This window comes from Kribbella sp. NPDC058245 (assembly GCF_042882005.1).
GTDB lineage: Bacteria > Actinomycetota > Actinomycetes > Propionibacteriales > Kribbellaceae > Kribbella.
In genome coordinates this window covers 291,654-302,805 of sequence record NZ_JBHVWY010000003.1, presented here as the reverse complement: position 1 = coordinate 302,805, position 11,152 = coordinate 291,654, and the positions used below count along the sequence as shown (strand labels likewise).

Sequence of the window (11,152 nt, the reverse complement as noted above, 5' to 3'; positions counted from 1 at the left end):
CGGGAGGCTAGGACACCTAATGGGGACCGTGAACACGTGATGACGTGTTCACGGTCCCCAGTTCCTGGTCAAACCCCCGGCTGCCAGGCCCGATCTGCCGCAAACGTCCACGCCTCGGACCACCGAGCCCACGGGCTGGAACGTTCTGTTCAAAAGCGAGCTGAACCCGCTCACTGCCGGCGGATCTTGGAGCTCAGCCGAAGCACGGAACGTCAAACCACCGGCACGCGATCGCCGACCGCACCATCCAGCTCAGCCGACGCGGCGGCCAGCCAGGCCTTTTCAGTAACGCGGCCGCCGCGGCGAGCAACCACAGACCGACGTATCCGGCCTGTCCGGAGCGGCGAAGTATCGGACCACCACCCAAAACCCCCACAACGTCCGAAAAACCGGAGGCGGGCCCTCCGATCGTTCGGACGTTAAGCCAGCGACCGTCGTAACGTCCGAAAAACCGGAGGCAGGCCCTCCGAACCTTCGGACGTTATGGCCGTGAGCGGTCGGTTGGCGTCGGCCGCTCACGAGTGCGAACGAGCCGTCGTACCGGCTGCGGCGAGGGTTAGGAGCTGGCGGCCAGGGAGCCGCCCCAGTTGTCGGTTAGTTGCTGGGCGGAGGCGTCGACGAAGAAGCGGTGTTCGAGGGAGCCGTTGGCGATGCGGTAGAAGACGTGGTGGGCGTCGGAGGTGGAGAGGCCTACCGGGTCGTCGGTGACTATGCCGACGGCACCCCAGTTGTCGGACTCGGGTGGGTCGATGGTGGGGGACCAGTAGAAGTGGACCAGGTCGCCGTTCTCCTTGCGGGCAACGACGTGCTGCTGGTCCTTGTGGGCGAACGCGTACGGGTTGCCGACGAACGGGCCGCCGGTCCAGATGTCGCCGAGCACGGTGGTTCCGTCGAGGAAGCGGTGCTGCAGTTGGCCGTCGGCGTTGCGGAAGAAGATGTGCGCCTGGGCACCGGTACTGAACCCGGTGATGTCCGAGGTGACGCCGCTGGCGACACCCCAGTTGTCGAAGGTTGGATTCCCACCCGGAGCCCATGACCAGTGCTTCAGCTCACCGTTCGGTCCACGACCGAAGATGTGTTGCTGATCCTTGTGGGTAAAGGCATGCGGGTTGCCGACGAACGGTCCGTTGCCCCAGACGCCGGTGGTGATCTGGTCGGTTCCCTGGTCCCAGAACTTGTGCTCGAGGTTGCCATCGGGGTTGCGGTAGAACAGGTGCTGCTGGTTCGGGTACGGGAACCCGGTCGGGTTCGACAGCACGCGTCCTTCGGTGCCCCAGGTGTCGAGCACCGGCGCACCGGTACCGGCCTGCCACCAGTGCCGCATGGTGTTGTCCTTGCCGCGCGCGAACACATGCTGCTGACCGTTGTGCACGAACCCGAACGGTTTCCCGGCCAGGTTGCTGCTTCCCCAGTCCTGGATGACCTTGTCGGTGCCCGGCGACCACATCAGGTTCACCAGCGTGCCGCCGGTACCGACCGCGGTCACGTGCTGCTGGTCCTGGTACTTGTACGCCTGACCACCCGCGCCACCGCCACCAGCCAGCAGTGCGGCGATCTCGGCGCGCAATGCGTCCAGGTCGATGAACGACGGATCGATCTTCCCCGTCGTGCTCGTCTCCCGGTGACCGCGCACATAGCTGGCGTCGCGGTTGAGTTGCTTCAGTACGGCGACAGTCGCCTTCACGGATGCGTCGTACTGGGCCTGCGTCATGTGCTGATTGACGCCGTCGTAGTCGATCTCCCAGCCGATCAGCATCGTGTTGCCGTCACCGGCCGGGATCGGACCGCTCGCCCGGGCCGCGCCGGCGTGGTTCGCGCGGTTGGCGGAGATGACGTGGAACACGCCGTTGTAGTCGACCAGCGCGTGGCACAGCGGGCCCTGCAGGTCGGAACGCCCGTTGATGCAGATGCCCAGCGCCGGGGCCGGGTTGGTCGGGCTCGACTTCGCCGCGGTGTGGTGCCAGAGCACGCCGATCGGGTTGAACGACCCGGAGACACCGCGGGCTTGCCAGTTGCCTTCCTCGACGACCTGTACGCCGGCCGCCCGCAGAACGTCGGCGAGCCAGGTGATGCTGGCCATCAGCGGAGCACCATCGGGTCAGCCGCGATCAGATCGGCCAGGCACTCGGGCTTCTTCTTCAACGCCTGAGCCGGAGCGGCCGAGAGCCCGACCTGCGCGGCCAGCGCCACGGCCGGGATACTCAACAGGATTCTGCGGCGGGACAACCTGGGCGGGGTCATGGTTCCTCCAACGATGAAGATCGGTGAGGACATGGCACCAGCCGGCCCTACGTCCGAGCAATCAATGCAATCCAGGTGGAATGGCCCAACCCTCCAACTGGAGGGATATCCACCGAGTTGGAGGGTTGGCCCCCTCAGATTTTCAATGGGCAACCCTCCAACTGAGTGGATAACCACTGAGATGGAGGGTTGCCTGTGGAGAGGAGGGGATGCCCGCTGAGATGGAGGGTTGCCTGTGGAGAGGAGGGGATGCCCGCTGAGTTGGGGGAGGGGGCGGGCGGGGTTAGGCGGTGGGCCAGGCCATGGGGCCGTAGATGGCGTGGGGCTGGTCTTCGGTGTAGGCCCAGTAGCGGTCGCCGTAGGACCAGTGCCACCACTCGGTGGGGTAGTTGACGAGGCCGGCCGAGGTGAGGACGTCGGCGAGGAGATCGCGGTTGGTGCGGGCTTCGCGGCTGATGTTGGTCGCCGCGAAGAAGCACGCTCCGTCACTCTGCTCGGGGGTCGCGTCGATCGGCGTACCGAGATCGAGTGGACCACTTGGGCCGACCAGGGTCAGGTCGACGGCAGCGCCCGCCACGTGCGGAGCGACCTCGATCGGCGAGACGAAGCGGCTCGCCAACACATGGATCTCCGCCTCGTCCAAGCCGGGGTTCAACCCTCGCAGCTCGGCGGAGTAGCCGTCGAAGTACTCGCGCTGCAACTCGAGCGGCCGCAGCCCCTCGACCACATGCAGCTGAATCCCCGCCGGCAGGAACGTGTTCGCGATCACCAGCCGGTCCGCGACGCCCTGGCGGGAGTAGGCCAGACCGGGAGTCTGGATGCCGACGGTGGCCAGCTCGACCAGCGGTTCGCCGTTGTCGATGGCCTCGATCCGGGTGATGCGCTCGTCGCTGAGCAGGACCGTCACGACTTGGCCACCGCGGTCTCGATCAGCACCCCGACGACATCGGCATACGAGTAGCCGGCCTCGGCCCACATCCGCGGGAACTGCGAGGCGGGCGTGAACCCGGGCAGCGTGTTGATCTCGTTCACGACCGGCTTCCCGTCGGCGGGGACGAAGAAGTCGACCCGGGCCAGGCCCTGACAGCCCAGTACGGCGAAGACCTCGAGCGCGGTCTCCCGCAGCAGCTCGGCCAGTTCCGGCTCAAGCGGAGCCGGTACGACGAACTGGGTCGCGCTCGATGCGTCGTACTTGGCGGTCGCGTTGAAGAACGGCTGCGCCGGGTCGCTGTGGATCTCCAGCGGCGGGCCGACCTCGACCCGGCCGTCGGGGAACTCCAGGACGGCGAGGTCGATCTCGCGGCCGACCATCTCCTTCTCGACCAGCACCTGCGGGTCGAGCTCGGCCGCCGCGGCGACCGCCTCGGCCAGCGAGGCCAGGTCGGTGGCGCGACCGACGCCGAAGCTGGAACCGCCGTTGGCCGGCTTCACGAAGACCGGGAACTCGACGTCGGCCTCCTTGAGCTTCTGGATGGCCGCCTCGGTGTCGGCGGTCTCCGCGCCGTAGAGGCGGACGCCAGGAGTGACCGGGATGCCGTGAGCGCGCAGCACCGCCTTGGTCAGGTGCTTGTCGAGGCCGACCGCGCTGGCGGTGACGCCGCTGCCGACGTACGGGACCTTGAGCTGGTCGAGGAAGCCCTGCAGCCGGCCGTCCTCGCCGTACTCACCGTGCAGACCGATCAGTACGACGTCGACGGAGCGGAGCAGGTCGATCGCCTCGTGCAGGCCGTCGGCCCAGTCGCCCTGCTGGTCGATGACGAGCGGAACCGCGGTGTGGCCGAGCTCGGTGACCGCGTCGGCGATCCCCTTGCCGCTGGCCAGGGACACGTGGTGTTCGGGGCTGGCGCCGCCCATCACGACCGCGACCTTCATCGAGTTGCCTCCTCGTAGCGACGCGGCACCCGGGAACCGAGGCCACAGTAGATTTCGTGCGGGATGGTTCCGGCCCAGTCCGCCCAGTCCTGAGCGGTCGGCTCGCCCTGCGAACCGTCACCGAAGATCGTCACCGGCTCGCCCGGATCGACCGCCACGGCACCGGCGTCGACGACGAACTGGTCCATCGCGATCCTGCCGACGATCGGCATCCGGACCCCGCGGCACAGCACACTAGCCTGCTTGACCGCGACTCGCGGAATCCCGTCGGCGTAGCCGATCGGCACCAGCAGGACCGTGGTCGGGCGTTCAGCCGTGAAGTCGTGCCCGTACGAAACGCCTTCGCCCGCCCCGATCCGCCGTACCTGGATGGCCTTGCTCATCAGCCGCATGGCCGGTCGCAGGCCGATCCCGGTCTCGTCGATGCCGTACAGGCCGGCACCGATCCGGATCAGGTCACACTCGGGCGCGTCGAGCGTGATCGCACCGGCCGAATTGGCCAGGTGCAGCACGCCCGGGTTCAATCCTGCGCGCCGGGCCAGCACCACCCCGGTCCGGAACAGCTGCAACTGCTTCCGGCTCTGGACGGCGTCGGGTTCGTCGCCGTGCGACAGATGCGACCAGATTCCCCGGACGACGAGCGCCCCGAGCGCCTCGTGGTGCGCCGCGGCCCGGGTCAGTTCGATCCACTGGTCGGGGGTGCTGCCGGCCCGGTGCAGACCGGTGTCGAGCTTCAGATGCACAGCCTTGACGGCCGGGACCGAGGCGACCCGCTGCAGCTCGGCGACCGTGGAGACACTGACATCGACGTCCATGTCACCGAGCAGCATCAGCTCGGCGGCGTCGTACAGCCAGGTCAGGATCGGGGCGGTGATCCCGGCGGCCCGTAGCTGCAGGGCCTCGTCCGCACGCGCGACGCCGAGCCAGGTGGCGCCGGCCTCCAGCGCTGCGCGAGCGACCGGTACGGCGCCGTGCCCGAACGCGTCGGCCTTCACCACGGCCATCACGTCGTGCGGGGTCAGCCGCCGGAAGGTACGGACGTTGTCACGCACCGCCGACAGGTCGATCACAGCCTCGGAGAGGCCGGCGATACCCGCTGGCGCCGGACGCTGCCGGACGTGGACCACGTTCATGTTCCTCATTGTTGTAGCTGGCAACCATCAAATTCGTCGGATCTGGGGCGGATGTTGCGCAGATCTGACGTACGACCTGGGTAGGACGCTCGGCTGCCGGTAATAGTTGACTTGGAGGGCGTCTGGGGACTCCACGCCTACTGCGGGGCACTCGGCACGGCACCTCGCCGCACTGGTGCAAAGGCCAAGATGCTCCGCATCTAACCCTTCGCCCCAGCACGCCGAGCTACCGCACCGAGCACCTCCTCGCTACGGCGCGGAGTCCCCAGACGCCCTCTAGGCTAACCTCCGCTACTCAGCGTGAGGTTGGGTGGCTGTCCGCAGCTACCGGATACTGGGCGTCGTGGAGCCCACGGATCACCTCAAGGCGTCGCTCGCCGCAGCCATCGCGCTGGCGAACGTCTTTGGTGCGCCCACGCGGCAGGGCCGCCCGGCCGCGGCGCCGGACGACGAGGCGATCCGCGCGGTCCTGCGGCTGACCACGAACCGAACGATCCCGATCGAGCTCCACGAGTACGAGACGGGCGCGCGGCAGTTGTATGACGCGCTGAACCTGATCCCCGATGTCGACGGAGCGGTTGAGCTGGTCAACGATCTGTTGCGCCGCACTCAGGCGGCGCCGCAGCTGACCCGGGAGCCGGGTCAGCTCTGGCACCTGCATTTCGCGGCGCCGGGAGCGTCGGCGGCGACGGGGTGGCTTGCGGAGTTCGCTACCGCGGTGGCGATGCTGCTCGGGAGTCACGAAGCCGAGCGGGTACGGCGTTGTGCGGCGACGCGTTGTGACGACCTGTTCCTGGATGCGACCCGGAACGGCTCACAACGCTTCTGCTCAACGGCTTGTCAGAACCGCACCAAGGTCGCCGCGCACCGCGCCCGCACCGCCTGACGCCGTCACCATGGTTGCTTCCGGCAACCACCCGAGTGCGCGGTAGAGATGAACGCCGATCTCGGTCGCCATCAGGAGTCCGGTCGTCGCGCCTCGCTCGACAGCTCGCCCGGCCAACGCGCCCATCACCACGCTGCCGAGGCCCTGTCGACGGTGGTCCGGGTCGGTGTGGATGTCGTGCATGACCGCGTCCGCGCCGACTGTCGCCATCATGCCGCGAGCCGCGACCGTGCCGTCCTCAGCTAGGAGTTGCACGCGATCCAGAGGTCCGTCGGTCTGCTGGACGAGCCGGTACGACGTTGCCGGCCGCGGGTGGTCACCCAGCGCGATCGACATCAGCACCTTCTGCTCGTCGAACGGCTGCAGTCCGGCCGCGGTCAGACGGTTGGCGGCAGCATCGCCGTACGGGGTGGTGACGGTGAGCCACGTGGTCGACGTGATGGCCGGGGCCAGTCGCTCGATGTTGTCGGCCAGGGTGAACATCTCCCGCTCACGCCCGGGCAGGCCGAGATGCGCGAGCAGGACGTCGTCGTACTCGGTCACTGGTGGTAGTCCGCGGCAGAGTCGCCAGCCTTCGATCCATCGCCTCACGGTGTCCATGAGGGCGAGTGTAACTGCTTATCTCGGTTTAGTCAGTTACCGAGTACGAAGGTCTGGATCGCGATCACCGCGCCGCCGCGGGCCCATTCGGTGAAGTCGGCGGGCTGCAGCACCATCGGGAGTTCAGCGCCGGACGGGTGTCGGTCGGCGTGCAGACTGGCCAGCAGTTCCGTCCGGGCGACCTCGGCGAGCCGGACGCCCTCGCCGCCGAGGACCACGAGCTCAGGCATCGTGAAGTTGGCTGAGGCCGCGATGAGCCTCCCGAGGGCGTACCCGGCCTGGCTGATCACCGGCTGGGCCGCTGGATCGCCCTTCGCGGCCAGATCAAGGCATTCCTCGTAGTCGATCGGCCGTCCGAGTACGGAGCCGATCCGGCTGGTGATCGAACCGACGGTGAGCAGGCTCATCGCGCAGCCGCGGTGCCCTCGGTCGCAGAGCGGTCCGTCCGGGACCAACGGGTGATGGCCGATCAGGCCGATGCTGGTGTCCGGGCTCACGACGGTCCGGTTGTGGATCACCAGCCCGTACCCGATGCCGGCGCCGATGGTGATCAGGACGAACCGGTCGGCACCACGGCCGGCCCCGAACCAGTGGGTCGCCTCGGTCAGCGCGTCGAGGTCGTTGGCCACGACGATCGGCGTACTGGTTCCGGCGGCCAGAAGGTCGCCGAGCGGTACGTCGACCCAGTCCAGGTACGGTCCCCAGCGCACCTCGTTCTGATCGGTGACCCGGCCGCCGAGCGTCACCCCGATCCCGGTGACCGCGCGCGGCGACTGTGCTGCCAGGTCATCGGCCAGCTCAAGGATGAGGTCAGCCACCGCGGACGGAGTGTGGTCGGTCAGCGGCCGCTCCAGGCTCGCGATCACCTCGGCCCGCAGAGTTGTCAGTACGCCGATCGCCCGGTCACCGGTCAGTTTGATCCCGACGAAGTGATGGGCGGCCGGATCCAGGTCGAGCGGCTGGGACGGTCGTCCGACCCGAGCATCGGTCGGCCCGGCCGATACCTCGACCAGCAGCCCGGACTCGACCATCGGCTTCGTCAGCCGGGTCAGACTCCCCGGCGACAGCCCCACCCGGCGAGACAGCTCGGCGCGCGACAGCGGCCCGTCCAGCAGGATCTCCAGAGCCACCTGCCGGGAAGGCCCCACCAACGGCTGCCAACTCCCCATCCCACCACCCTAGTTCCCGCGACCGAAGCCACCGTGTGGGTCAGTGGGGGAGTCTGCGGGTGTCGATGAGTTGCTGGGCGACGTCGCGGAGTTTGGTGTTGGTGTCCTGGGAGTAGCGCTTGAGGATGGCGAAGGCGCGGTCGCCGTCGACGTCGAAGCGCTCCATCAGGATGCCCATGGCCTGCCCGACGAGCTTGCGGGCGTCGACCGCCTGCGCCATCGTCTCCTCGTGCCGGGCGGAGGCGACGGCGACCGAGGCGTGCCGGGCGAGGATGTGGGCGATCGCCTCGTCGTCCTCGGTGAAGGCGTCCGGTACCGGGCTGTAAAGACCCAGTACGCCGACGGTCTGGCGGGTCGCGTCACCAGTCGCGAGCGGGACGTCGAGGGTGCTGCGGACGCCGAGCGCCGCGACCTCGGCGGTCCACTCGGGCCAGCGGCCGTCGGTCTCGGTGTCACGGATCAGGACCGTGGTCCGGTCCCGCAGGGCGGTCACCAGCGGGCCGACGTCCGCGCGCAGCTGCAGGTCGTAGACATTGGCGACGACCGGATCGGTCACCGCGGCGATCTCCGGGCTGCCACCTCGCATGTACAGCGCGACACCGGCGTAGGTGCAGCTCAGGGCCTGCAGCGCGAATTGGACGACGGCGTCGATGGTCTCTTCAACCCCAGGGGCGTCGTGCAGCTCGATGGCCAGCCGCGCGAACGTATCCGCTGAAGTAGCGGTGAGCTCTTGCTCAGTCAACGGAGTGCTCCAGTCGGTCTCGGGCATCGGACGCCCGGGGTCTGGGGGCGTCCGCAGGGGACATCATGCAGCCTCAACCCTGGTTTGCGGCAGTAGGGTGACGATATGGCGGACTTCCCGGCCCTGTTGAGCGGCCGGACGAACTGGCGGCGGGAGTTCGCGGCCCCGATGCGCAGCTTCCTGCGCACCGAGGCCGGTAGCTCCGGAGTGCTCGCGACGGCGATCGTGCTGGCCCTGCTGTGGGCCAATCTCGCACCTGGCTCGTACGACGGTTTCTGGGCGACCGACCTGTCGTTCGAGCTCGGTCATCACGCGTTCGGGCTGGACCTGCGGGAGTGGATCAACAGTGGTCTGATGACCCTGTTCTTCCTGGTTGTCGGGCTGGAGGCGCGGCGCGAATTCGACCTCGGCGACCTCCGGGACCGCAGCCGCTTCGTGCTGCCCGTGCTCGCAGGCATCTCCGGGATGGCCGCGCCGGTGCTGATCTACCTGGCGTTCAACCTCGGCAAGGACACCGCGCACGGCTGGGGCGTCGCGATGTCGACCGACACCGCGCTCGCACTCGGCCTGCTCGCGCTCGTCGGCCGCGGCGTACCGGATCGCGTCCGGGTCTTCCTGCTGACCGTCTTCGTCGTCGACGACCTCCTGGCGCTGGTCGTGATCGCCGTGATCTACAGCGAGAACATCGACCTGATGCCGCTACTGATCGCGATCATCGCCTTCGCCGTCGTCCTGGTCCTCGCCTTGCTCCACGTCCGCAAACCCTGGGTGTACGTCGTTCTCGGCGTGATCACGTGGGCCGCCCTGCTCACGAGTGGCGTCGACCCGGTCGTTGCCGGGTTGGCGATCGGCCTGACCGCACCGGCGTACTCGCCAGGTCGCGAAGAGCTCGAGCAAGCGAGTGGGCTCTTCCGCGTCTTCCGGGAGCAGCCGACGCCGGAGCTGGCCCGGTCGGCAACCGTCGGCCTGACCGCGGCGATCTCGCCGAACGAGCGCCTCCAGTTCCTCTATCACCCGTGGACGAGCTACCTGATCGTCCCGTTGTTCGGCCTGGCCAACGCCGGCGTCACCATCGACGCGGACTTCCTCGGCCGGGCCATCACCTCACCGGTGACACTCGGCATCCTGCTCGGCTACGTGATCGGCAAGCCCGTCGCGGTCACAGCGGTTTCCTGGCTGCTCGACCGCTTCTCCGGCGGCCGGTACGGACCGCAGGTCGGCTGGGCCGCGGTCGTCGGCAGCGGCACCATCGCCGGCATCGGCTTCACCGTCTCCTTGCTGATAGCAACGATCGCGTTCGACGGCCCGGAACTCGCCGAGGCCAAGGTCGGCCTGCTGGCGGCCGTGGTGGTGTCGGCCGCCGTGACCTGGCTGGTGTTCCGCGCGGTGAAGCTCCTCAGTCCGGCGAAGAAGGCGCTTGCTCTGCTGGGTCGAGCGGAGGAGCTGGTCGACCTCATCGACCCGGTCGACCCTGAGCTCGATCATGTCCGCGGTCCCGAGACTGCCTCGGTGACGCTCGTCGAGTACGGCGACTTCGAGTGCCCGTACTGCGGGATCGCGGAACCCGTCGTACGGGATCTTCTGCACGACGACGACCTTCGCTATGTGTGGCGGCATCTGCCGTTGTCCGACGTGCATCCGCGGGCGCAGATCGCGGCCGAGGTGGCTGAGGCGGCGCATGAGCAGGGCGCGTTCTGGGAGATGCACGATCTGCTGCTGTCCAACCAGGAGAACCTGCAGCCGAAGGACCTGATGGCGTACGCCGAGCAGCTCGGCCTCGACAACCAGCGGATCCACGACGAGGTGAAACGGCATGTCGCCGCCGCCCGGGTCGCGCGCGATGTCGAGTCTGCCGACCTCAGCGGAGTGTCCGGGACGCCGACGTTCTTCATCAACGGCCAGCGGCACTACGGCGCGTACGACGTCGAGACGCTGAAGACCGCGATCAGGGTCGCCCGGGCCCGAGCGCGGATCAACGAGCGCACTGGCTGAATCTTGTTGTAGTAGGTCATTTCCGCCACTGTTCCCTGGGGTCGGGATCGCCGACGCTGAGGACATGACTGAACAGACCGCAGCCGTCGCGCACTTCGCGGGCCGGTTGGCCTTCGAGACCGATGTTTCCGACGTGGCCGCCGAGGTCGGCGCCGGTACGGCGGGATGGGTGCTGATCGACAGCCGTAGCCAGGAGAGCTGGGATCAGGGCCACGTTCCCGGCGCGATCCACCTGCCGACCCGCGAGATCGCCTCGCGCGCGGCGACCGTCGTACCGGCTGGGGTTCGGGTGGTGACGTATTGCTGGGGGCCTGGCTGCAACGGCGCGACCCGGGCGGCGCTGGAGTTCGCCAAGCTGGGGTATCCGGTCAAGGAGATGATCGGCGGCTTCGAGTACTGGGCGCGCGAGGGGCTGCCCGTCGAAACCACCGACGGCATCACCCGCCGCCCAACTGACCCCCTCACCGCCCCCCGCGGCGTCGCCTGCGCCTGTTAACCCGCAGCGTCCGAATACCCG

11 protein-coding genes are annotated in these 11,152 nt (G+C 68.3%); 3 read left to right on the top strand and 8 right to left on the bottom strand.

The genetic code is table 11. The features are described 5' to 3' along the window. Positions 1-556: 556 nt before the first annotated feature. The 5 genes from ACFVWG_RS07985 to alr form a co-directional block, all read right to left on the bottom strand. Positions 557-2,080: an N-acetylmuramoyl-L-alanine amidase gene (locus tag ACFVWG_RS07985; protein WP_391542423.1), complete on the bottom strand. Its 1,524-nt coding sequence runs from the start codon at positions 2,078-2,080 to the stop codon at positions 557-559. Continuing rightward, positions 2,080-2,241, bottom strand: coding sequence for a hypothetical protein (locus ACFVWG_RS07980; protein WP_391542422.1), 162 nt, complete (start codon positions 2,239-2,241; stop codon positions 2,080-2,082). The genes ACFVWG_RS07985 and ACFVWG_RS07980 overlap by 1 nt, the downstream gene beginning before the upstream one ends. Positions 2,242-2,524: 283 nt before the next feature. Continuing rightward, positions 2,525-3,148, bottom strand: coding sequence for a M15 family metallopeptidase (locus ACFVWG_RS07975; RefSeq protein WP_391542421.1), 624 nt, complete (start codon positions 3,146-3,148; stop codon positions 2,525-2,527). Further along, positions 3,145-4,113, bottom strand: coding sequence for a D-alanine--D-alanine ligase (locus ACFVWG_RS07970; protein WP_391542420.1), 969 nt, complete (start codon positions 4,111-4,113; stop codon positions 3,145-3,147). Before ACFVWG_RS07970 ends, ACFVWG_RS07975 begins: the two co-directional genes overlap by 4 nt. Then, positions 4,110-5,246 carry an alanine racemase gene (alr, locus tag ACFVWG_RS07965; RefSeq protein WP_391542419.1) on the bottom strand — a complete coding sequence of 379 codons (1,137 nt, stop codon included), beginning with the start codon at positions 5,244-5,246 and terminating at the stop codon, positions 4,110-4,112. The genes ACFVWG_RS07970 and alr overlap by 4 nt, the downstream gene beginning before the upstream one ends. Before the next feature lie 343 nt (positions 5,247-5,589). Here alr and ACFVWG_RS07960 point away from each other — a divergent pair, with 343 nt between their 5' ends. Beyond that, positions 5,590-6,132 carry a CGNR zinc finger domain-containing protein gene (locus ACFVWG_RS07960; RefSeq protein WP_391542418.1) on the top strand — a complete coding sequence of 181 codons (543 nt, stop codon included), beginning with the start codon at positions 5,590-5,592 and terminating at the stop codon, positions 6,130-6,132. Here ACFVWG_RS07960 and ACFVWG_RS07955 read toward each other — a convergent pair. The 3 genes from ACFVWG_RS07955 to ACFVWG_RS07945 are packed head-to-tail and all read right to left on the bottom strand — an operon-like array spanning position 6,076 to position 8,670. Beyond that, positions 6,076-6,732 (bottom strand): GNAT family N-acetyltransferase, encoded by a 657-nt coding sequence (locus ACFVWG_RS07955; RefSeq protein WP_391542417.1) that lies wholly within the window; start codon positions 6,730-6,732, stop codon positions 6,076-6,078. The two genes, ACFVWG_RS07960 and ACFVWG_RS07955, sit on opposite strands and share 57 nt — an antisense overlap. Positions 6,733-6,764: 32 nt before the next feature. Next, complete coding sequence (locus tag ACFVWG_RS07950) at positions 6,765-7,901, bottom strand: ROK family protein (protein WP_391542416.1); 1,137 nt, start codon at positions 7,899-7,901, stop codon at positions 6,765-6,767. 40 nt (positions 7,902-7,941) lie between these two features. After that, positions 7,942-8,670, bottom strand: coding sequence for a GAF and ANTAR domain-containing protein (locus tag ACFVWG_RS07945; protein WP_391542415.1), 729 nt, complete (start codon positions 8,668-8,670; stop codon positions 7,942-7,944). Positions 8,671-8,748: 78 nt separating this feature from the next. On the opposite strand from ACFVWG_RS07945, the gene nhaA reads away from it, so the two are divergent. Further along, positions 8,749-10,635, top strand: a complete 1,887-nt coding sequence (gene nhaA, locus ACFVWG_RS07940) for a Na+/H+ antiporter NhaA (RefSeq protein ID WP_391542414.1) — start codon at positions 8,749-8,751, stop codon at positions 10,633-10,635. A gap of 64 nt (positions 10,636-10,699) precedes the next feature. Then, on the top strand, positions 10,700-11,131 hold the full coding sequence (locus ACFVWG_RS07935) for a rhodanese-like domain-containing protein (RefSeq protein WP_391542413.1): 432 nt from the start codon (positions 10,700-10,702) through the stop codon (positions 11,129-11,131). The last annotated feature ends 21 nt before the right edge of the window (positions 11,132-11,152 follow it).